The sequence below is a fragment of the Streptomyces sp. NPDC041135 genome, from assembly GCF_055592085.1.
Genome location: NZ_JBVIYZ010000004.1, coordinates 24,635 through 45,991, shown reverse-complemented (window position 1 = coordinate 45,991; position 21,357 = coordinate 24,635). Strand labels below are relative to the sequence as shown.

Annotated in this window: 17 protein-coding genes and 1 tRNA gene; 3 read left to right on the top strand and 15 right to left on the bottom strand. The window is 69.4% G+C overall.

Going from position 1 to position 21,357, the window contains the following annotated elements; translation table 11 throughout:
- Positions 1–182 precede the first annotated feature (182 nt).
- The 11 genes from ACZ6CZ_RS11285 to ACZ6CZ_RS11235 all read right to left on the bottom strand — a co-directional run bounded on the left by ACZ6CZ_RS11285 (position 183) and on the right by ACZ6CZ_RS11235 (position 13,660).
- The gene (locus tag ACZ6CZ_RS11285) at positions 183–4,082 is read right to left on the bottom strand and encodes a DNA-directed RNA polymerase subunit beta' (RefSeq protein WP_469018041.1); all 3,900 of its coding nucleotides are present in this window, start codon (positions 4,080–4,082) and stop codon (positions 183–185) included.
- Positions 4,083–4,176: 94 nt separating this feature from the next.
- Positions 4,177–7,662, bottom strand: coding sequence for a DNA-directed RNA polymerase subunit beta (gene rpoB, locus ACZ6CZ_RS11280; RefSeq protein ID WP_469018038.1), 3,486 nt, complete (start codon positions 7,660–7,662; stop codon positions 4,177–4,179).
- Positions 7,663–7,944: 282 nt separating this feature from the next.
- Entirely contained in the window at positions 7,945–8,133 is a 189-nt protein-coding gene (locus tag ACZ6CZ_RS11275; protein ID WP_469018036.1) for a hypothetical protein, read from the bottom strand.
- 156 nt (positions 8,134–8,289) lie between these two features.
- Entirely contained in the window at positions 8,290–8,673 is a 384-nt protein-coding gene (rplL, locus tag ACZ6CZ_RS11270) for a 50S ribosomal protein L7/L12 (protein WP_152784543.1), read from the bottom strand.
- Positions 8,674–8,787: 114 nt separating this feature from the next.
- Positions 8,788–9,318: a 50S ribosomal protein L10 gene (gene rplJ / locus ACZ6CZ_RS11265; RefSeq protein WP_469018032.1), complete on the bottom strand. Its 531-nt coding sequence runs from the start codon at positions 9,316–9,318 to the stop codon at positions 8,788–8,790.
- A 298-nt stretch (positions 9,319–9,616) separates the two neighbouring features.
- Positions 9,617–10,588, bottom strand: coding sequence for an SCO4651 family lipoprotein (locus tag ACZ6CZ_RS11260; protein ID WP_469018029.1), 972 nt, complete (start codon positions 10,586–10,588; stop codon positions 9,617–9,619).
- Positions 10,589–10,757: 169 nt separating this feature from the next.
- On the bottom strand, positions 10,758–11,483 hold the full coding sequence (gene rplA, locus ACZ6CZ_RS11255; protein ID WP_469018026.1) for a 50S ribosomal protein L1: 726 nt from the start codon (positions 11,481–11,483) through the stop codon (positions 10,758–10,760).
- Positions 11,484–11,595: 112 nt separating this feature from the next.
- A complete protein-coding gene (gene rplK / locus ACZ6CZ_RS11250) occupies positions 11,596–12,030 on the bottom strand; it encodes a 50S ribosomal protein L11 (protein WP_037858373.1) in 435 nt (144 codons plus the stop codon).
- Positions 12,031–12,198: 168 nt separating this feature from the next.
- Positions 12,199–13,116 (bottom strand): transcription termination/antitermination protein NusG, encoded by a 918-nt coding sequence (gene nusG / locus ACZ6CZ_RS11245; RefSeq protein ID WP_469018023.1) that lies wholly within the window; start codon positions 13,114–13,116, stop codon positions 12,199–12,201.
- 80 nt (positions 13,117–13,196) lie between these two features.
- Positions 13,197–13,481, bottom strand: coding sequence for a preprotein translocase subunit SecE (gene secE / locus ACZ6CZ_RS11240; RefSeq protein WP_469018021.1), 285 nt, complete (start codon positions 13,479–13,481; stop codon positions 13,197–13,199).
- A gap of 106 nt (positions 13,482–13,587) precedes the next feature.
- Positions 13,588–13,660 (bottom strand) — tRNA-Trp (locus ACZ6CZ_RS11235).
- 258 nt (positions 13,661–13,918) lie between these two features.
- On the opposite strand from ACZ6CZ_RS11235, the gene ACZ6CZ_RS11230 reads away from it, so the two are divergent.
- A complete protein-coding gene (locus tag ACZ6CZ_RS11230) occupies positions 13,919–15,145 on the top strand; it encodes a pyridoxal phosphate-dependent aminotransferase (RefSeq protein ID WP_469018019.1) in 1,227 nt (408 codons plus the stop codon).
- Positions 15,146–15,276: 131 nt separating this feature from the next.
- Positions 15,277–16,317: an adenosine deaminase gene (locus ACZ6CZ_RS11225; RefSeq protein WP_469018016.1), complete on the top strand. Its 1,041-nt coding sequence runs from the start codon at positions 15,277–15,279 to the stop codon at positions 16,315–16,317.
- A gap of 31 nt (positions 16,318–16,348) precedes the next feature.
- Here the strand turns inward: ACZ6CZ_RS11225 and ACZ6CZ_RS11220 are convergent, their stop codons facing one another.
- Complete coding sequence (locus ACZ6CZ_RS11220; RefSeq protein ID WP_469018014.1) at positions 16,349–16,960, bottom strand: TetR/AcrR family transcriptional regulator; 612 nt, start codon at positions 16,958–16,960, stop codon at positions 16,349–16,351.
- Positions 16,961–17,096: 136 nt separating this feature from the next.
- Here ACZ6CZ_RS11220 and ACZ6CZ_RS11215 point away from each other — a divergent pair, with 136 nt between their 5' ends.
- The gene (locus ACZ6CZ_RS11215) at positions 17,097–17,729 is read left to right on the top strand and encodes an NAD(P)-dependent oxidoreductase (protein WP_469018011.1); all 633 of its coding nucleotides are present in this window, start codon (positions 17,097–17,099) and stop codon (positions 17,727–17,729) included.
- 40 nt (positions 17,730–17,769) lie between these two features.
- On the opposite strand, the gene ACZ6CZ_RS11210 is transcribed toward ACZ6CZ_RS11215, so the two are convergent.
- From ACZ6CZ_RS11210 to ACZ6CZ_RS11200, 3 genes are all read right to left on the bottom strand, one after another.
- Positions 17,770–18,825 (bottom strand): UDP-N-acetylmuramate dehydrogenase, encoded by a 1,056-nt coding sequence (locus tag ACZ6CZ_RS11210; RefSeq protein ID WP_469018009.1) that lies wholly within the window; start codon positions 18,823–18,825, stop codon positions 17,770–17,772.
- Positions 18,826–19,003: 178 nt separating this feature from the next.
- The gene (locus ACZ6CZ_RS11205; protein ID WP_469018006.1) at positions 19,004–20,458 is read right to left on the bottom strand and encodes a DHA2 family efflux MFS transporter permease subunit; all 1,455 of its coding nucleotides are present in this window, start codon (positions 20,456–20,458) and stop codon (positions 19,004–19,006) included.
- Positions 20,459–20,585: 127 nt separating this feature from the next.
- Entirely contained in the window at positions 20,586–21,173 is a 588-nt protein-coding gene (locus tag ACZ6CZ_RS11200; RefSeq protein ID WP_469018003.1) for a TetR/AcrR family transcriptional regulator, read from the bottom strand.
- Positions 21,174–21,357 lie beyond the last annotated feature (184 nt).

Here is a 21,357-nt window from a genome sequence, read left to right as displayed (position 1 = left end):
ACCCCGCAGCGGCGCCCTGCGACCCGGAACCGGCGCCACCGCACTCCCCCGGCCGGTGGGCGCCCACGAGCCCAGGAAGGGCCGCTGAGCGCGCGCACGGGGCATCCGGGGCTCGCGGGCGCCCGCGGGTACGCCGAAGGGCGGCCACCCCTGAGGATGACCGCCCTTCGGTTCACCACCGCTTACTGGTTGTACGGACCGTAGTCGTAGTCCTCCAGCGGAACGGCCTGGCCGGAGCCGGTGCCGAACGGCGAGTAGTCGATGTCGTCGTAGCCGACGGCCGAGTACATCGCGGCCTTGGCCTCCTCGGTCGGCTCGACCCGGATGTTGCGGTAGCGGGACAGACCCGTACCGGCCGGGATGAGCTTACCGATGATGACGTTCTCCTTGAGGCCGATCAGGGAGTCGGACTTGGCGTTGATCGCCGCGTCCGTCAGGACCCTGGTCGTCTCCTGGAAGGACGCCGCCGACAGCCAGGACTCCGTGGCCAGCGAGGCCTTGGTGATGCCCATGAGCTGCGGACGACCGGAGGCGGGGTGACCGCTCTCCTGGACGACGCGCCTGTTCTCCTGCTCGAACTTGGAGCGCTCGACCAGCTCGCCGGGCAGCAGCTCGGCGTCGCCGGACTCGATGATCGTCACACGGCGCAGCATCTGCCGGATGATGATCTCGATGTGCTTGTCGTGGATCGACACACCCTGCGAGTTGTAGACCTTCTGGACCTCGCCGACCAGGTGGACCTGGACGGCACGCTGGCCCAGGATGCGCAGCACGTCGTGCGGGTTGGTGGCACCCACGGTGAGCTTCTGGCCCACCTCGACGTGCTCGCCCTCGCTGACCAGGAGCCGGGCACGCTTCGAGATCGGGTAAGCCGTCTCGTCGCTGCCGTCGTCCGGCGTGATGACGATCTTCTTGGTCTTCTCGGTCTCCTCGATCCGCACGCGGCCGGAGGCCTCGGAGATCGGGGCGACACCCTTCGGGGTACGCGCCTCGAACAGCTCGACGACACGCGGCAGACCCTGGGTGATGTCGTCACCGGCCACACCACCGGTGTGGAAGGTACGCATCGTCAGCTGGGTGCCGGGCTCACCGATGGACTGGGCGGCGATGATGCCGACCGCCTCACCGATGTCGACCAGCTTGCCGGTGGCGAGCGAACGGCCGTAGCACATCGCGCAGGTACCGACAGCGGACTCGCAGGTCAGGACCGAGCGGGTCTTGACCTCCTCGACGCCGCGGCCGACCAGTTCCTCGATGAGGACGTCGCCCAGGTCGGTGCCGGCCGGGGCCAGCACCTGTCCCTCGACCACGATGTCCTCGGCGAGGCAGCGCGCGTACACGGACGTCTCGACGTTCTCCGCCTTGCGCAGGACGCCGTCCGCACCGCGCTCCGCGATCTGCAGCTTGAGGCCGCGCTCGGTGCCGCAGTCCTCCTCGCGGATGATGACGTCCTGGGAGACGTCCACCAGACGACGGGTGAGGTAACCCGAGTCGGCGGTCCGCAGGGCGGTGTCCGCCAGACCCTTACGGGCACCGTGCGTGGAGATGAAGTACTCCAGCACGGACAGGCCCTCACGGAAGGACGCCTTGATCGGACGCGGGATGGTCTCGTTCTTCGCGTTCGACACCAGACCGCGCATACCCGCGATCTGCCGCATCTGCATCATGTTTCCTCGGGCACCCGAGTCGACCATCATGAAGATGGGGTTGGTCTTGGGGAAGTTCTCGTTCATCGCCTCGGCGACCTCGTTGGTCGCCTTGGTCCAGATCGCGATGAGCTCCTGCGTGCGCTCTTCCTTGGTGATCAGACCGCGCTCGTACTGCTTCTGGACCTTCTCGTCCTGCGCCTCGTAGCCCTTGACGATCTCCTTCTTCGCCTCGGGAACGACAACGTCGGAGATGGCCACGGTGACACCGGAACGGGTCGCCCAGAAGAAGCCGGCCGCCTTCAGGTTGTCGAGCGTCGCCGCCACGATGACCTTGGGGTAGCGCTCGGCCAGGTCGTTGACGATCTCGGAGAGCTGCTTCTTGCCCACCGAGTAGTCGACGAACGGGTAGTCCTCGGGCAGCAGCTCGTTGAAGAGCGCGCGGCCCAGGGTGGTGCGCAGACGGAACGAGTCCCCCTGCTGCCACTCGGGCTCGCCCTCCTCGCGGGCCGGCGGGGTCCAGCCGCGCGGCGGGATGGTGCCCACCGGGAAGCGGATGTCGATCGGCGACTGCAGCGCCAGCTCGCCGGCGTCGAACGCCATGATCGCCTCGGCCGTGGAGCCGAACGCGCGGCCCTCGCCCTTGGTGTCACGCAGCTCGCCGTCGGTGGTGAGGAAGAACAGACCGAGGACCATGTCCTGGGTCGGCATCGTCACCGGACGGCCGTCGGCGGGCTTGAGGATGTTGTTCGAGGACAGCATCAGGATGCGGGCCTCGGCCTGCGCCTCCGCGGACAGCGGCAGGTGCACGGCCATCTGGTCACCGTCGAAGTCCGCGTTGAACGCGGTGCACACGAGCGGGTGGATCTGGATGGCCTTGCCCTCGACCAGCTGCGGCTCGAAGGCCTGGATGCCGAGGCGGTGCAGGGTGGGCGCACGGTTCAGCAGCACCGGGTGCTCGGCGATGACCTCTTCGAGGACGTCGTACACCACGGTGCGGCCGCGCTCGACCATCCGCTTGGCGCTCTTGATGTTCTGCGCGTGGTTCAGGTCGACCAGGCGCTTCATCACGAACGGCTTGAACAGCTCCAGCGCCATCGCCTTCGGCAGACCGCACTGGTGCAGCTTCAGCTGCGGACCGACGACGATCACGGAACGCGCCGAGTAGTCGACCCGCTTGCCGAGCAGGTTCTGGCGGAAGCGGCCCTGCTTGCCCTTGAGCATGTCGGACAGCGACTTCAGCGGACGGTTGCCGGGGCCCGTGACCGGGCGGCCGCGGCGACCGTTGTCGAAGAGCGCGTCGACGGCCTCCTGGAGCATGCGCTTCTCGTTGTTCACGATGATCTCGGGCGCACCGAGGTCGAGAAGGCGCTTCAGGCGGTTGTTGCGGTTGATCACACGGCGGTACAGGTCGTTCAGGTCGGAGGTCGCGAAGCGGCCACCGTCCAGCTGCACCATCGGACGCAGGTCCGGCGGGATGACCGGCACGCAGTCCAGCACCATGCCCTTGGGGCTGTTGCTGGTCTGCAGGAACGCGGAGACGACCTTGAGGCGCTTGAGCGCACGGGTCTTCTTCTGGCCCTTGCCGGTGCGGATGATCTCGCGGAGGCGCTCGGCCTCCTCGTCGAGGTCGAAGGACTCCAGGCGCTTCTGCAGCGCCGCGGCACCCATCGAGCCGTCGAAGTACGTGCCGAAGCGGTCGCGCAGCTCGCGGTAGAGCAGCTCGTCGCCCTCGAGGTCCTGGACCTTGAGGTTCTTGAACCGCGTCCACACCTCGTCGAGCCGGTCGATCTCGCGCTGCGCACGGTCGCGCAGCTGCTTCATCTCGCGCTCGGCGCCCTCGCGCACCTTGCGGCGCACGTCGGCCTTGGCGCCCTCGGCCTCCAGCTCGGCCAGGTCGGTCTCGAGCTTCTTGGCGCGGGCCTCCAGGTCGGCGTCCCGGCGGTTCTCGATCTGCTGCCGCTCGACGGAGACGTGCGCCTCCAGGGAGGGCAGGTCACGCGTGCGGCGCTCCTCGTCGACGTACGTGATCATGTACGCGGCGAAGTAGATGACCTTCTCGAGGTCCTTGGGCGCCAGGTCGAGCAGGTAGCCCAGCCGGCTGGGGACACCCTTGAAGTACCAGATGTGGGTGACGGGAGCGGCCAGCTCGATGTGGCCCATCCGCTCACGACGCACCTTGGCGCGGGTGACCTCGACGCCGCAGCGCTCGCAGATGATGCCCTTGAAGCGGACGCGCTTGTACTTTCCGCAGTAGCACTCCCAGTCCCGGGTCGGACCGAAGATCTTCTCGCAGAAGAGTCCGTCCTTCTCGGGCTTGAGCGTGCGGTAGTTGATCGTCTCGGGCTTCTTGACCTCGCCGTGGCTCCACTGACGGATGTCGTCAGCGGTTGCCAGACCGATCCGGAGCTCGTCGAAGAAGTTGACGTCGAGCACTATGCGTCAATCCCTCTCAGGGTTGTAAGTCATGGGGTCTGATACGGGGGTCCTGGGGCCGGCGGCCTTCACGAGGAAGGCCGCCGGACTCCCGTCAGACCTCTTCGACGCTGCTCGGCTCGCGCCGGGACAGGTCGATGCCAAGCTCCTCCGCCGCGCGGAAGACGTCCTCGTCGGTGTCGCGCATCTCGATGGACATGCCGTCCGAGGACAGCACCTCCACGTTGAGGCACAGGGACTGCATCTCCTTGATGAGCACCTTGAAGGACTCGGGGATGCCGGGCTCGGGGATGTTCTCGCCCTTGACGATGGCCTCGTAGACCTTCACGCGGCCGGTGACGTCGTCGGACTTGATGGTCAGCAGCTCCTGGAGGGCGTAGGCGGCGCCGTAAGCCTCCAGCGCCCACACCTCCATCTCACCGAAGCGCTGGCCACCGAACTGGGCCTTACCACCCAGCGGCTGCTGGGTGATCATCGAGTACGGACCGGTCGACCGGGCGTGCAGCTTGTCGTCGACCAGGTGGTGGAGCTTGAGGATGTACATGTAGCCGACCGAGATCGGGTCCGGGAACGGCTCACCGCTGCGGCCGTCGAACAGCCGCGCCTTACCGGTCGGGAGCACCATGCGCTCGCCGTCGCGGTTGGGGATGGTGTGCTGCAGCAGACCCGCCAGCTCGTCCTCGCGGGCACCGTCGAAGACGGGGGTCGCGACGTTCGTGCCGGGGTCGACCTTGTCGGCGCCGATCACCTGCAGGCGCTGTGCCCACTCCTCCGCCAGGCCGGAGACGTCCCAGCCGCGGCTGGCGAGCCAGCCGAGGTGGATCTCCAGGACCTGTCCCGGGTTCATCCGGGACGGGACGCCCAGCGGGTTGAGGATGATGTCGACGGGGGTGCCGTCCTCCAGGAACGGCATGTCCTCGATCGGCAGGATCTTGGAGATGACGCCCTTGTTGCCGTGGCGGCCGGCGAGCTTGTCACCGTCGGTGATCTTGCGCTTCTGCGCGACGTAGACGCGCACCAGCTGGTTCACACCGGGGGGAAGCTCGTCGCCCTCCTCGCGGTCGAAGACGCGGACGCCGATGACCTTGCCGATCTCGCCGTGCGGGACCTTCAGCGAGGTGTCACGGACCTCACGGGCCTTCTCACCGAAGATGGCGCGCAGCAGGCGCTCCTCCGGGGTCAGCTCGGTCTCGCCCTTGGGCGTGACCTTGCCGACCAGGATGTCGCCGGCGACGACCTCGGCACCGATGCGGATGATGCCGCGCTCGTCGAGGTCGGCGAGGACCTCCTCGGAGACGTTCGGGATGTCCCGGGTGATCTCCTCCGGGCCGAGCTTGGTGTCACGGGCGTCGACCTCGTGCTCCTCGATGTGGATCGAGGAGAGGACGTCGTCCTGCACGAGGCGCTGCGACAGGATGATCGCGTCCTCGTAGTTGTGACCCTCCCACGGCATGAACGCCACGAGCAGGTTCTTGCCCAGGGCCATCTCGCCGTTCTGGGTGGCCGGGCCGTCGGCGAGGACCTGACCGGTGATGATCCGGTCGCCCTCGTTGACGATGACCTTCTGGTTGACCGAGGTGCCCTGGTTGGACCGGGAGAACTTGGCCAGGCGGTACGTGATGTACGTGCCGTCGTCGTTGGCGGTGGTGATGTAGTCCGCGGAGACCTCCTGGACCACACCGTCCTTCTCGGCCTTGACCACGTCGCCGGCGTCGACGGCGGAGCGGTACTCCATGCCGGTGCCGACGAGCGGGGCCTCGCTCTTGATCAGCGGCACGGCCTGGCGCATCATGTTCGCGCCCATGAGGGCACGGTTGGCGTCGTCGTGCTCGAGGAACGGGATCATGGCGGTCGCGACCGACACCATCTGGCGCGGCGAGACGTCCATGTAGTCGACGTCGTCACCGGGGACGTAGTCGACCTCGCCGCCACGACGGCGGACCAGGACGCGGGACTCCTCGAACCGCATGTCGTCGTTGAGCGTGGCGTTGGCCTGCGCGATGACGAAGCGGTCCTCCTCGTCGGCGGTCAGGTAGTCGACCTCGTCGGTGACCTGGCCGTCGACGACCTTGCGGTACGGCGTCTCGACGAAGCCGAACGCGTTGACCCGGCCGTAGGAGGCGAGCGAGCCGATCAGACCGATGTTCGGGCCTTCGGGCGTCTCGATCGGGCACATGCGGCCGTAGTGCGAGGGGTGGACGTCACGGACCTCGAAGCCGGCCCGCTCACGGGAGAGACCACCCGGGCCGAGCGCGGACAGACGACGCTTGTGCGTCAGCCCGGACAGCGGGTTGTTCTGGTCCATGAACTGCGACAGCTGGCTGGTGCCGAAGAACTCCTTGATGGAGGCGACGACCGGCCGGATGTTGATCAGGGTCTGCGGCGTGATCGCCTCGACGTCCTGCGTGGTCATCCGCTCGCGGACGACGCGCTCCATCCGGGCCAGACCCGTGCGGACCTGGTTCTGGATGAGCTCGCCGACGCTGCGCAGACGACGGTTGCCGAAGTGGTCGATGTCGTCGGTCTCGACGACGATCGTGTCGCCGTTGTCCCCGGCGGTCTCGGCCTCACCGGCGTGCAGCTTCACCAGGTACTTGATCGTCGAGATGATGTCCTCGACGGTCAGGATGCCCGCGTCCAGCGGAGCGTCTGCACCCAGCTTCTTGTTGACCTTGTAGCGGCCGACCTTGGCCAGGTCGTAGCGCTTGGGGTTGAAGTAGAGGTTCTCGAGCAGCGTCTGCGCGGCCTCACGCGTGGGGGGCTCGCCCGGGCGCAGCTTGCGGTAGATGTCGAGCAGCGCGTCGTCCTGGCCCTGGGTGTGGTCCTTCTCCAGGGTGGCGCGCATGGACTCGTACTCGCCGAACTCCTCGAGGATCTGCTCGGTGGTCCAGCCGAGCGCCTTCAGGAGGACGGTGACGGACTGCTTGCGCTTGCGGTCGATGCGCACACCGACCATGTCGCGCTTGTCGATCTCCATCTCCAGCCAGGCACCCCGGGACGGGATGATCTTGGCGGAGAAGATGTCCTTGTCGGACGTCTTGTCGATGGAGGAGTCGAAGTAGACACCCGGCGACCGGACCAGCTGCGACACCACGACACGCTCGGTGCCGTTGATGACGAAGGTGCCCTTGTTCGTCATGAGCGGGAAGTCGCCCATGAAGACGGTCTGGGACTTGATCTCGCCGGTCTCGTTGTTGGTGAACTCCGCCGTCACGAAGAGGGGCGCGGCGTACGTGAAGTCGCGCTCCTTGCACTCGTCGATGCTGTTCTTCGGCGGCTCGAAGCGGTGGTCGCGGAAGGTCAGCGACATCGACCCGGAGAAGTCCTCGATCGGGGAGATCTCCTCGAAGATCTCCTCGAGGCCGGACTTGGTGGGGACGTCCTGACCGTTCTCGAGAGCCTCCTCGACGCGAGCCTTCCAGGAGTCGTTGCCGAGCAGCCAGTCGAAGCTCTCGGTCTGGAGCGCGAGAAGGTTCGGAACCTCGAGGGGCTCCTTGATCTTTGCAAAAGAGATGCGCAGCGGGGCAGTGCTGGCGCCGTTGTTCGTATTCGCGGTCGAGGCGTTGCGCGAGGCGGCCAAGAGGGGGTCCTTCCGAGGGCTCGGACTCACTACGCGCGTACCGGCCCCTCTCCCACTCACGGCGACAGGCAGGCCCGAACGGACCGGAGGTCCAGCTCGGAAAACGTCTGATCGTCAGTGCTCGGGTGAGGGCAGACCCCTGGTGACGGGCAGGGGACAGCTAACAGGCAGCGCAAAGGGTCAGTGTAGCCACTTGGTACACTGATGTCCAGTGCGGGTTCCGCAAGACCCTCGTCGTCGTCGCTCTCACTGCCCTCGTCTACGCCCTCGGCATGTCTGCCCTCAACGCACGTTGATACTGCCCTCTTCGTCGTCGATCCATGCCTCGGATTCGGATCCTTGTGACGACGCGTCCTGAGAATTGCGCGCTGCGTGCGGTTCGTCAAGGCCCCACTTGCCCGAACCGGGTGCTGCGCCCGTCACGTGCAGCCGGAACCCGGGGGCGCTCAAGGGCACGACGAAGATCACCATACTCCGCGCGACCCCGGGCGCAAGGCAGCCGCCACCTGACCCCCCGTACGCCGAAGAGCGACCACCCGGATGGATGATCGCTCTTCGGTGCGTTCGCGTTACAGCCCCCGAGGGCCGCAATCGGCGCGCTGCGAGTCCGTGGGGACCCGGTGGGTGTTACTTGACCTCGACGGAGGCGCCGGCGCCCTTGAGGGACTCGGCGGCCTTCTCGGCGGCGTCCTTGGCGACCTTCTCGAGGACGGGCTTCGGGGCGCCGTCGACGAGGTCCTTGGCCTCCTTCAGACCCAGGGAGGTCAGCTCACGCACGACCTTGATGACCTGGATCTTCTTGTCGCCCGCACCGGTGAGGATGACGTCGAACTCGTCCTTCTCCTCCTCCTGCTCGACCGGGGCGCCCGGGCCGGCGGGGCCGGCGACGGCGACCGCGGCGGCGGCGGTGACGTCGAACTTCTCCTCGAACGCCTTCACGAACTCGGAGAGCTCGATGAGGGTCATCTCCTCGAACTGCGCGAGCAGGTCTTCCTGGCTGAGCTTCGCCATGATGGCGGTCCTTCCACTAATTCGGCAGGTGCCGGATGTACGGGGTGAGGCGGGCGTACGTCGGGCCCGCGTCGACCCTCACCTCATGCGGTGAGGATCGGAAAGCGAGCCGAATTACTCGGCACCGCCCTGCTCGGCCTGCTTGGCACGAAGGGCGTCCACGGTGCGGACGAGCTTCGAGGGCAGCGCCTGGAAGAGCTGAGCAGCCTGGGACTGCTTGCCCTTGAAGGCACCGGCCAGCTTGCTGAGCAGAACCTCGCGGGACTCGAGGTCCGCAAGCTTCTTGATCTCGTCGGCGGACAGCACCTTGCCGTCAAGGACACCGCCCTTGATGACGAGATTCGGGTTCTCCTTGGCGAAGTCGCGCAGACCCTTCGCCGACTCCACCGGGTCACCGGTGACGAAGGCGACCGCCGTCGGACCGTTGAACAGGTCGTCCAGCGTCGTGATCCCGGCCTCGTTGGCCGCAATCTTGGTCAGCGTGTTCTTCACCACGGCGTACTGGGCGTTCTCACCGAGCGATCGGCGCAGGTTCTTGAGCTGCGCCACGGTGAGACCGCGGTACTCGGTCAGCACGGCGGCGTTGGAGTTGCGGAACTGGTCCGTCAACTCGGCAACCGCGGCAGCCTTGTCGGGCCTCGCCATAGAGCCTCGGCCTCCTTCCGGGTGATTCGGACCGCGCGGACCCGAAGGAGGACTGGGGAAACGAAACGCCCCGGCGCAGGCGCACGGGGCGGACTCGACCGGTCGCAGATGCACAGCGGCACATGCTCCAGGAGTTCTTCCACGACACCTGCGCGGGTCGTCCACTTTTCAGCGGATCCTTCGGCCACCGCGCCCTCGGAGAGCACGGCAACGACCAGCGGTCTTTGGCTTCCTCAGGAGAGTACGGGACCGGGTCGCCCCCAGGCAAATCGGTCCGTTCGGGCGGCCCCGGCCGGGCTCAGGAGCCGGTGCCCGAGCCGCCCGCCACCGTCCCCGCGCCGCCCGTCGCGGTCCCCGAGCCGCCGGTCGCGGTCCCCGCCGACTTCAGCAGGTCCTTGAAGTCCCTGGTGTCGGCGGCCGGGGGTTCCTGGACGGCGACCTTCACCCCGTAGTCGCTGTAGTACGCGGTGCTGGTCATGGCACCGGACGCCATGTCGGCCCGCTCGACCTTCTTCACCAGCAGGTCGTGGCTGTCGACCCAGATGTCGACGCGCTCGGTGGTGACACCCGCCTGGTCGAGCTGCTTGCGCAGGCCGGCCAGCTGCCCGGCGGTGAGGTTCCGGCTGCTCCGGCCGGCCAGGTCGGCGACGCCCACGGTCCCGGAGTAGTGCGTGGCCCTGACGCCCGCGACCGTGTCCTCGCCGGCCTTGCGCAGGTCACCGGAGGCCAGCAGCAGCTTCACCGCCTGGTTCGGCGTGGTGTTCTGCATCTGGTCCTTCAGGAACGCGCCCGAGCTGCCGCCGACGTCGGCGAGGTCGTCGTAGGTGTACTTCAGCCAGTGCCTGCCGCCCGTCTGCCGGGCGTACGCGTCACTCATGCGGGCGTAGAAGGCGTCGGGCAGGTAGCGGGCCCGCATGGAGGTCGTGCCGAGCCGGCGCATGGTGCCGGCCACGGTGCCGCCGGTGTAGGTGAGGGTGAGGTCGCCGGTGATGCCGTCGCTCCAGCCGAGGACGCCGTCGCCCTTCATGGACATCGCGGAGCCCAGCACGGTGGTCACCCGGACCCGCGCGGAGTCGGCCCGGTCGGTGGACCGCTCGGCGGACCTCAGGGCGGTCACGGCCACGGGGCTGACACGGGCCGGCCGGCCGGTGCCCCCGGCGCCCTCCTCGGGGCCGCCGGACGAGTCCGGGGAGCCGCATGCGGCCAGCGACACCAGCGCGGTCAGCGCCGCTGCCGGGAGTGTCACCCGGCGGACGGTCGTGCTCTTCATCTGGTCCCCACTCCTGTGATCGCCGTGCTCCGCACGCCAGTGCAGCCCACCGACAGCCGTACCCGGAACATCCGGACACCGAAAAGGACGGACCCCGCACCGTGAAGGTTGCGGGGTCCGCCCTGATGCTGTCGCGTCGCTGACGCGGCTACCGGGGTGAGCGTGGGGCTCAGACGGCGGCCGGGTCCTCCTCGACGAGGAGGTTGCGGGTGCGGTTGGCGTCCACCGGGATGCCGGGGCCGATCGTGGTGCTGATGGCCGCCTTCTTGATGTAGCGGCCCTTCGCGGCGGACGGCTTCAGACGGAGGATCTCCTCCAGCGCGGCGCCGTAGTTCTCCACCAGCTTCTCGTCGTCGAAGGACGTCTTGCCGATGATGAAGTGCAGGTTCGAGTGCTTGTCGACGCGGAACTCGATCTTGCCGCCCTTGATCTCGGTGACGGCCTTGACCACGTCGGGGGTGACGGTGCCGGTCTTCGGGTTCGGCATCAGACCACGCGGACCGAGCACACGGCCGAGACGGCCGACCTTGCCCATGAGGTCCGGGGTGGCGACGACGGCGTCGAAGTCCAGACGGCCCTTCGCGACCTCGTCGATCAGTTCGTCGGAGCCGACGATGTCGGCGCCCGCGGCCTCCGCGGCCGCAGCACGGTCACCGGTCGCGAAGACCAGGACCCGGGCGGTCTTGCCGGTGCCGTGCGGCAGGTTCACGGTGCCACGGACCATCTGGTCGGCCTTGCGCGGGTCGACACCCAGGCGGAAGGCGACCTCGACGGTGCCGTCGAACTTGGTCGTGGAGGTCTCCTTGGCGAGACGGACGGCCTCGAGCGGGGCGTACAGCTTCTCCCGGTCGATCTTGGCGTCCGCAGCGCGGAGAGCCTTGCTGCGCTTGCTCACAACTGCTCCTGTGTGTTCTGAAAGGAGGCGTGGTACGGGCCGAGCAGGCCCTGCCACGTGCGGCGGGTGATCAACGGGACCACCGCCGCGGAATGCCTGGGGAAGGTGGGACTCAGCCCTCGACCGTGATGCCCATGGAGCGGGCGGTGCCGGCGATGATCTTCGACGCGGCGTCCAGGTCGTTGGCGTTCAGGTCGGGCAGCTTGGTCTGGGCGATCTCGCGGACCTGCGCCTCGGTGATCTTGGCGACCTTGGTCTTGTGCGGCTCGCCGGAGCCCTTCTCCACACCCGCGGCCTTGAGGATCATCTTGGCGGCCGGCGGAGTCTTGGTCACGAAGGTGAAGGAACGGTCCTCGTAGACCGTGATCTCCACCGGGATGACCCAGCCACGCTGCGACTCGGTCGCGGCGTTGTAGGCCTTGCAGAACTCCATGATGTTGACGCCGTGCTGACCGAGCGCGGGGCCGACCGGCGGGGCCGGGTTCGCCGCACCGGCGTTGATCTGGAGCTTGATGAGCCCCGTGACCTTCTTCTTCTTGGGAGGCATAGCTCTCCGGGTCCTTTCGGTTCGGGTCCTGCCTGCGCTCGGGGGACAACCCGGACGCAGGCATACCGCACAACGATAACGGGTATAACTGTGCGGCTGAAAACCAAGCAGGTCAGACCGGCTGCGAGAGCCTGACTGACCTGCGTGGAAGCGGGAGGTCCAGAGAAGCTAGTTCTTCTGGATCTGGTCGAAGGAGAGCTCGACCGGCGTCTCGCGGCCGAAGATCTCCACCAGGCCCTTGACCTTCTTCGAGTCGGGGTTGATCTCGTTGATGGTCGCCTGGAGCGTGGCGAACGGGCCGTCGGTGACGGTGACCGAGTCGCCGACCTCGAAGTCCAGCACCTGGACCTCGACCTTGCGCTGCGGGGCCGGCTTGCCCTCGGCCTCGGCGGCCTCGCGGGCGGCCTTCTCCTCGGCCTCCGGGGCGAGCATCTTGACGATCTCGTCCAGCGTCAGCGGGTAGGGGTCGTAGGCGTTGCCGACGAAGCCGGTGACACCCGGGGTGTTGCGGACGACGCCCCAGGACTCGTTCGTCAGGTCCATGCGGACCAGGACGTAACCCGGCAGCTTGTTCTGCTTGATCGTCTTGCGGTCGCCGTTCTTGATCTGGACGACCTCTTCCTGCGGCACCTCGGCCTGGAAGATGTAGTCCTCGACGTTCAGCGAGACGGCGCGCTGCTCCAGGTTGGTCTTCACGCGGTTCTCGTAACCCGCGTAGGTGTGGATCACGTACCACTCGCCGGGCAGCGTCCGCAGCTCCTGGCGGAGGGCCTCGACGGGGTCGACGGGCTCCGCGGGCTCTTCCTCGGCCTCGGCGTCGTCCGCCACGGCCAGGTCGTCGCCGTCGTCGCCGGCGCCCTCGGTGTCGTCACCGGACTCGATCTCGTCGGACTCGACCTCGTCGTCACCGGACTCGTCGTCGCCGGACTCGTCCTCGACGTGCAGCGCGGCGTCCTCGGCGGACTCACCCAGCGCGGCATCCGCAGCCTCGAACTCGTCCTGCTCGTCCGCGCCCTCGACGATGTCGAGCTCGTCATCCACGGACGCATCCGGCTCGATGGCGTCGTTCAGGTTCGGGTCAGACACGGTGGCTGCTTCTTCCTGGATACATAGGGGTGGAACATGCGAAAAGGGGCGCCGGTACCACGGCGCCCTTCGCTCTTGGCTCAGCCGAAGACGTACTTGGCCGCGTGGTTGAGCCCATAGTCAATCACGGTCACCAGGGCGATCATGATGGCGACGAAGAAGATCACCACTGTGGTGTACGACGTCAGCTGGTTACGCGTCGGCCAGACGACCTTGCGGAGTTCCGCGACGATCTGCCGGTAGAAGGTCGCCAGGCGCCGCAGCGGGCCCTTCTTGGCGCGCTTGCCGCCCTTGCGGGGCTTCTTGGACTCCGGCAGCTCGTCCTGAGCATCAGGCGTGTCGATGGAGCCCACGGCGTCCGTCATGCGTCCTCACCTGATCCCGGGTCGTGGCCGTGCCGCGCCCGGTTCTGAGCCGCACGGCGGTGCATTGCAGTACGTACATGCGCACACATCCTGGCGGTGTGTGTAGCAGGGCCGGAGGGACTTGAACCCCCAACCGCTGGTTTTGGAGACCAGTGCTCTACCAATTGAGCTACGACCCTTTGGTGTCCCCCAACGTACCGCATCCGACCGGGTGCTCGGTGTGCACCGGCTCGGGCACGGCTGCCGAAGGCCAACGAGGTGAGAGTGTACGTGGTCCACGGCCGCGCGTCGAACAGAAAGTGCCAGCCGGGGGCGGCGCACGGAAGATCGTCCTGGCCGGGGCGGGGATTCGGATGGGTGTTCACGCCTCGACCCGAAGCTGTTCAGTCCGTGAAACCCGTGTGCCGGGGGCATTTCCGGTCTGAAACGATGGGTTCATGAGCGCTGCAACCCCTCCCACCGAGCGCCGGGTCTCCGCCCGAGTCGGCGCGATCTCCGAGTCCGCCACCCTCGCCGTGGACGCCAAGGCCAAGGCCCTCAAGGCCGCCGGGCGTCCGGTGATCGGCTTCGGCGCGGGTGAACCCGACTTCCCGACCCCGGACTACATCGTCGACGCCGCCATCGAGGCGTGCAAGAACCCCAAGTACCACCGCTACACCCCGGCCGGTGGCCTGCCCGAGCTGAAGGCCGCGATCGCCGCGAAGACGCTGCGCGACTCCGGCTACGAGGTCGACTCCTCGCAGATCCTGGTCACCAACGGCGGCAAGCAGGCCATCTACGAGGCCTTCGCCGCGATCCTCGACCCGGGCGACGAGGTCATCGTCCCGGCGCCGTACTGGACGACGTACCCGGAGTCGATCCGGCTGGCCGGCGGTGTCCCGGTGGAGGTCGTCGCGGACGAGACGACCGGCTACCGGGTGTCCGTGGAGCAGCTCGAGGCCGCCCGCACGGAGAAGACGAAGGTCGTCCTGTTCGTCTCCCCGTCCAACCCGACCGGCGCGGTCTACACCGAGTCCGAGACCGAGGCGATCGGCCGCTGGGCCGTGGAGCACGGCCTGTGGGTGCTCACCGACGAGATCTACGAGCACCTGGTCTACGGCGGCGCGGCCGCCGTCTCGCTGCCCGCGATCACGCCCGAGCTGCGCGACAAGTGCATCGTGGTCAACGGCGTGGCGAAGACGTACGCGATGACCGGCTGGCGCGTGGGCTGGGTCATCGGCCCCAAGGACGTCATCAAGGCCGCGACCAACCTCCAGTCGCACGCCACCTCCAACGTCTCCAACGTCGCCCAGGTGGCCGCCCTGGCCGCCGTCTCCGGTGACCTGGACGCGGTGGCCCGGATGCGCGAGGCCTTCGACCGGCGCCGCCGCACGATCGTGCGGATGCTCAACGAGATCGACGGCGTGCTCTGCCCGGAGCCCGAGGGCGCCTTCTACGCCTACCCGTCGGTCAAGGCCCTGCTCGGCAAGGAGATCCGCGGCAGGCGCCCGCAGAACACCGTGGAGCTGGCCGCGCTGATCCTGGAGGAGGCCGAGGTCGCGGTCGTCCCCGGTGAGGCCTTCGGTACGCCGGGCTACCTGCGGCTGTCGTACGCGCTCGGCGACGAGGACCTCGCCGAGGGCGTGAGCCGGCTGCAGAAGTTGCTGGCGGAGGCGCGGGACTGACGTCCGCCTGTGCTGCACGCGCGCGGGCGGGCCGTTTCCCTCCGGGGAGGCGGCCCGTTCGTGCGTGCGAGCAAGACCACGAACGGGGAAACGGCTACCGGTGGGCCGCGGACGTGCGGCAGGATCCTGGGATGGAGCCTGTACGTGATGTCTCTGCGCTGCCGAAAGCCCATCTGCACCTGCACTTCACCGGTTCGATGCGGCCCACCACCCTGCTGGAGCTGGCCGACAAGTACGGCGTGCGCCTGCCCGAGGCCCTGACCGACGCCCTGACGAGCGGCGAGCCGCCGCGGCTGCGGGCGACCGACGAGCGGGGCTGGTTCCGCTTCCAGCGGCTGTACGACGCCGCGCGCTCGTGCATCAGAGAGCCGGAGGACATCCGGCGGCTGGTCCGGGAGGCCGCGGAGGAGGACCTCAAGGACGGCTCGGGATGGCTGGAGATCCAGGTGGACCCGACGTCGTACGCGCCCCGGCTGGGCGGGCTGATCGCGGCGCTGGAGGTCATCCTGGACGCGGTGGACGCGGCGTCGCGGGAGACGGGCCTGGGCATGCGGGTGGTGGTGGCCGCCAACCGCATGAAGCACCCGCTGGACGCGCGCACGCTGGCCCGGCTGGCGGTGCGGTACGCGGACCGGGGCGTGGTCGGCTTCGGGTTGTCGAACGACGAGCGGCGCGGCATGGCGCGGGACTTCGACCGCGCCTTCGCCATCGCCCGGGACGGCGGCCTGCTGGCCGCGCCGCACGGCGGTGAGCTGGCCGGCCCGACGTCGGTGCGCGACTGCCTGGACGACCTGGGCGCCGCCCGGATCGGGCACGGCGTGCGCGCGGCGGACGACCCGCGGCTGCTGCGGCGGCTCGCGGACCGGGGCGTGACGTGCGAGGTGTGCCCGGCGTCGAACGTGGCCCTCGGGGTCTACGAGAAGCCCGGGGACGTCCCGCTGCGCACGCTGTTCGAGGCGGGCGTCCCGATGGCCCTGGGCGCCGACGACCCGCTGCTGTTCGGGTCCCGGCTGGCGGCCCAGTACGAGCTGGCGCGCCGGCACCACGGCTTCACGGACGCGGAGCTGGCCGAGCTGGCCCGGCAGTCGGTACGGGCGTCGGCGGCGCCCGCGGACGTCACGGCGCGGCTGCTGGCCGGGATCGACGACTGGCTCGCCCGCCCGGCCGTCTGAACCGGGGGCAGGGCGGACAGGCCTGCCGGGGTCACGCGGAGCCGGGCGCCGCGGTGATCCCGGCCAGCAGGGTGCGGGCCAGGCGGGCGGCGAAGGCGTCGACGGGCGGGCGGGCGCCGGTCTCGGTGGCGTCGTAGGCGAAGGCGCGCTGGGCGCAGGCGCCCAGGAGCAGGGAGGCGGCCGCGAAGGTGTCGGCCTCGGCGGCGACCCGGCCGGCGGCCTGTTCGGCGCGGAGGTAGGCGTCCAGGGCCTCGATCGGCAGGTGCGGTCCGGAACCCATCGCGCGCAGCGCGTCGTCGTGCCGGCGCTTGAGCTGCGTCTCGGCGTACAGCGAGGCGGCGATCGGGAAGCTCTGCTCGTAGAAGAGGGCGGCCCGGCGGGCGATCTCGGTGAGGTTGTCCTCCAGGGTGCCCTGCCCGGGCTCGGCGGCGAGGCCGCTCAGCAGCGGGGTCAGCCGGGGCAGCCGTTCGGCCAGGACGCGCACGAACAGCTCCTCCTTGCCGGGGAAGTACTTGTAGAGCGCCGCCTCGGAGCAGCCGGCGAGCCGGGCGATCTCCTTGGTGGTGGCGCGGGAGAGTCCGACCGTGAGCATCAGCTCGTGAGCGGCGTCGAGGATGCGGACACGCGCCGGCTTCGGCTCCATGGGTGGTCCTTCCGGGGTTTTCGGGGTCGTGCGGGGTTGACGGGTGAGTGGTCGCTTACCCACCCTAGAAGGCACCCGGTGAGTGAACACTCACCCACCACTCACTCACCCACCTCATCGCAGCACGGGAGTCGTCATGAAGCTCACCGTTTTCGGCGCCACCGGAGGGATCGGCCGCGAGCTGGTCGGCCAGGCCCTGGACAGCGGGCACGAGGTCACGGCGGTGGTGCGCGACCCGTCCCGGCTCACCGTCGCCGGGGACCGCCTGACGATCACCCGCGCCGACCTGACCGATGCGCAGGCGCTGCGCGCGTGCGTCGCCGGGCGGGACGCGGTGCTGTCCGGACTGGGCGCCCGCCGCCGCGCCGACGCGGGCGTGGCGACGCGGCTGACCCGGACGGTGCTGGAGGCCATGGAGGCGGAGGGGGTACGGCGGCTGCTCGTGGTCAGCGCCGGGCCGGTCGGCCCCGCCCCGCAGCACGACGGCCTCCTGGACCGCGGGCTGCGGAGTCTGGTGTCGGCGATCCTGAAGGACGTGTACGCCGACCTGCGCGAGATGGAGGACGAGCTGGCGCGCAGCACCACCGACTGGACCTCCGTACGGCCGCCCCGCCTCCAGGACAAGCCGCTCACCGGCACCTACCGCACGGTGATCGGCGGGTTCCCGCCCCGGGGGCGCTTCATCGCCCGCGCGGACGTGGCCCATGCCATGCTGGCGATGATCCCCGACCCGGGCACGGTGAAGCAGGGCGTGGGCGTCGCCTACTGAGCCGCCTGCCGAAGGGCGGTCCCGGTGAGTGCGGGCGCCGTCAGAGGCTGACGCCGACCGTCACCGGTTCGTTGACCAGGGTGATGCCGAAGGCCTCGCGGACCCCGGCGACGACCTCACGGGCCAGGGCGAGCAGGTCCTCGGTGGTGGCGCCGCCCCGGTTGGTGAGGGCCAGGGTGTGCTTGGTGGAGATGCGCGCGGGGCCGGTGCCGTAGCCCTTGGTGAAGCCGGCCTTGTCGATCAGCCAGGCGGCGGAGGTCTTGGTGCGGCCCTCGCCCGCCGGGTAGGCGGGCGGCTCGGCGCCGTCGCCCAGGCGCTCCGCCACGCGCGCGCGGAAGGCGGCGAACCGGTCGTCGGTGAGGATCGGGTTGGTGAAGAAGGACCCGGCCGACCAGGTGTCGTGGTCCTCGGGGTCCAGCACCATGCCCTTCCCGGCCCGCAGCTTCAGCACGGTCTCCCGGGCGGCGGCCACCGGCACCCGGTCGCCGGGCCCGACACCGAGCGCGCGCGCCGCCTCCGCGTACCTGACCGGCGCCGACAGCCCGTCGGCGTCCTCCAGTTCGAAGCGGACGCGCAGGACGACGTACCGCTCGGGGTCGGCCTTGAAGCGGCTGTGGCGGTACGAGAAGGCGCACTCCTCGTTGGTGAGCGTGACCGTCTCGCCCGCGCGCCGGTCGTAGGCGACGACCTCGGTGACGGTGGAGGAGACCTCCTGCCCGTAGGCGCCCACGTTCTGGATCGGTGTCGCGCCCGCGGAGCCCGGGATGCCGGCCAGGCACTCGATGCCGGCGAGCCCGGCACGCACGGCGTGGGCCACGGCGTCGGTCCACACCTCGCCGGCCGCCAGCTCCAGTGTCGTGCCGTGCAGCTCCAGGCCCCGGGTCGCGATGCGCAGGGCGGTGCCGTCGAAGCCCTTGTCGCCGATCACCAGGTTGGAGCCGCCGCCGATGACCAGCAGCGGGGTACCGCTGTCGTCGGCCGCGCGGACGGCGTCGATCACCTCGGCGTCGGTGACCGCGGTGACCAGCCGGGCCGCGGGACCGCCCAGCCGGAAGGTGGTCAGCGGGGCGAGGGGGGCGTCGTGGAGTTCGTGCACGCGCCAAGACTACGAGACCGCACCGACAGCCCGGCCCCCGCGCGGCGCCCCTGCCGGTCACCGGCCGGCGCCCGCCGCTCCTCCGCGCGCGGGACGGCCCCGGCAGGCTGCCGGGGCCGTACGCGCGCGTGGCGGGTCGTTTCCGTCGGGCGGGTGCGGAGTTCCTCCCGCCGGGGCGTCAGTGCCCGACGCCTTCCAGCACCCGGTTCGGCTCCCCCGTGGCGACGAGGCGTCCGGCGGCGCGGCGGCGGGCCGGGATGACCAGGGCGGCGAGGGCGGCGAGGGCGACCACCGCGGCGCCGGTGACGAGAGCGGGCCGCAGACCGTCGACGAAGGCCTGGGCGGACTGGTAGCCGCCCTGGGCGGAGAAGATCGACGACATCACCGCGACGCCCAGCGCACCGCCCACCTCGCGCAGCGCGTTGTTGGCGCCGGAGGCGATGCCCTGTTCCTGCGGGCGGACGCTGGACATGACCAGGTTGGCGGCCGGCGCGAAGTACAGGGCCATGCCGATGCCGCTGACGATCAGGCCGGGCAGCTGGACGGCGTAGGAGGCGTGCGCGGTGACCACACTGGCCATGTAGCCGAGGCCCAGGGCCTGGAGGAACAGGCCGGTGGCGACGACCGGGCGGCCGCCGACGCGGTCGGAGAGGATTCCGGCGACGGGAGCGACGAGCATCGGCATACCGGTCCAGGGCAGCATCCGCAGCCCCGCCTCGGTGGGCGAGTAGCCGAGGACACCCTGCATGTACTGGCTCAGCAGGAAGATGGAGCCGAACATCCCGACGAACATCAGCAGGCTGGCCGCATTGATCCCGGCGAAGGCGCGGGAGCGGAACAGCCGCATCGGCAGCATGGGGTTGTTGGCACGGGCGCTGTAGCGGACGAATCCGGCCAGCAGGGCTCCGCCGCCGATCAGCGCGGTCAGCACCACCGAGTCGCTCCAGCCGTCGGCCGGGCCGCGGACCAGGCCGTAGACGATCCCGAAGAGGCCACCGCTGGCGAGCACCGTGCCGGGCAGGTCGAGCCGGGCGCCGGCCCCGTGGGACTCGGCGAGGCGCAGGCGGGCCAGGGGCAGCAGGGCCACGCCGAGGGGCACGTTCAGCCAGAAGATCCAGTGCCAGGAGATGTGCTCGGTGAGGCTGCCGCCGATGAGCGGCCCGGAGGCGACCGCGAGGCCGTTGACGGCACCCCAGATGCCGTACGCGGTCCCGCGCTTGGCCGCGGGCACCGCCGCCGTCAGCAGGGTGAGCGTCAGCGGCATCATCACGGCGGCTCCGGCACCCTGCACGGCCCGGGCCGCGATGAGGGAGCCGATGCCCGGGGCCAGGGCGGCGGCCGCGGAGGCGGCGGTGAACACGGTGAGCCCCGCGAGGAACATCCGGCGGCGGCCGAACCGGTCGCCGAGGGCCGCGCCGAACATCAGCAGCACGGCGAAGGTGAGCGTGTAGGCGCTCACGGTCCACTCCAGGTCGTCCAGCGCCCCGCCGAGGTCAGCGCGCAGGGAGGGCAGGGCGGTGGTGACGACGAGGTTGTCGAGGGCCGCCATGAAGCCGGCGACGCTGGTGATGACGAGTGCCCAGGCGGCACCCCCGCGCCGTGCGACGGCGCCCTGTCCGGTCTGCTGTGACATCGCTCCCCCAAGAAGCATCTGAGTAGGTCGTGAAGTTCTGTGTCGTGAAGATTAGTTATTGATTACTAACTTTCGTGGGCATGAGGAACGGCACACACCGCCGCTCCCGACCGCACCCCCGACCGCGTCACACGGCTTCCGCCGCCTCCGCCTCGGGCCGCCCCGCGAGCCGGACCGACGGGTACATCGCCTGCCACACCTGGTGCTCGGGCGGGAACCCCATGGCCGCCAGGGTGTTGATGAGCATCCCGTACGCCATGAAGGTCGTGGTCTCGTCCGCGTCCGCCCCCAGGGGCAGGTGCACGGTGTTCCAGAACCTCATCCAGGCGGCCCGCACGGCCTCACCGAAGGCGTGGTCGCCCTCGGCGTCGGCCGCGGACACCGTGATGTACGTCTGCATCTGCATCTGGAGCCGCTCCGGGTGCTGCTGGATCAGCCGCACGTACGTCTGGGCCATCACTTGCAGCGCCTCTTCGCCCTCGTGACCCTCGGCCGCCTCGGCGAGGACGCGGCAGGTGTCCTCGATGCAGCGCAGGGACGCCGCGGTGAAGATCGCCATCTTGCCCGGGAAGAGCCGGAAGAGGTACGGCTGCGAGACGCCCACACGCTTGGCGATCGCCTCGGTGGAGGTGCCGTAGTAGCCCCTCTGCGCGAACTCCGTGATCGCCGCGCGAATGACACTCTCGCGCCGTTCCTCAGCACTCATCCTGGCCATGCGAGTAAGTTAGTACTCAATCACTAACTTAGTCAAGCGGCTCCACGGGGCGACATGCGTAAGGGGTGTCCGCCCAGGCGGACACCCCTTACATCGCTGATCACATCACCACATCGCTGTGCGCGGTGAGCGGTGCTCACTGCTGTGATCGGCGCTTACTGCTGTGAGCAGTGCTTTGCTGCTG